The sequence below is a fragment of the Enterobacter cloacae complex sp. IR5402 genome, assembly GCF_049238125.1.
Taxonomy (GTDB): domain Bacteria; phylum Pseudomonadota; class Gammaproteobacteria; order Enterobacterales; family Enterobacteriaceae; genus Enterobacter; species Enterobacter hormaechei_C.
On the sequence record NZ_JBMKHO010000044.1, the window covers coordinates 1 to 602 of the forward strand.

Here is a 602-nt window from a genome sequence, read left to right on the forward strand (position 1 = left end):
TCCTTCAGGAGACTTAAAGTCTCAGGGAGAACTCATCTCGGGGCAAGTTTCGTGCTTAGATGCTTTCAGCACTTATCTCTTCCGCATTTAGCTACCGGGCAGTGCCATTGGCATGACAACCCGAACACCAGTGATGCGTCCACTCCGGTCCTCTCGTACTAGGAGCAGCCCCCCTCAATTCTCCAGCGCCCACGGCAGATAGGGACCGAACTGTCTCACGACGTTCTAAACCCAGCTCGCGTACCACTTTAAATGGCGAACAGCCATACCCTTGGGACCTACTTCAGCCCCAGGATGTGATGAGCCGACATCGAGGTGCCAAACACCGCCGTCGATATGAACTCTTGGGCGGTATCAGCCTGTTATCCCCGGAGTACCTTTTATCCGTTGAGCGATGGCCCTTCCATTCAGAACCACCGGATCACTATGACCTGCTTTCGCACCTGCTCGCGCCGTCACGCTCGCAGTCAAGCTGGCTTATGCCATTGCACTAACCTCCTGATGTCCGACCAGGATTAGCCAACCTTCGTGCTCCTCCGTTACTCTTTGGGAGGAGACCGCCCCAGTCAAACTACCCACCAGACACTGTCCGCAACCCGGAT

1 rRNA gene is annotated in these 602 nt (G+C 55.5%); it reads right to left on the reverse strand.

Annotation, left to right across the window (positions count from 1 at the left end):
* Positions 1–602 (reverse strand): 23S ribosomal RNA (locus tag ACOTXL_RS23805); the annotation flags it as partial.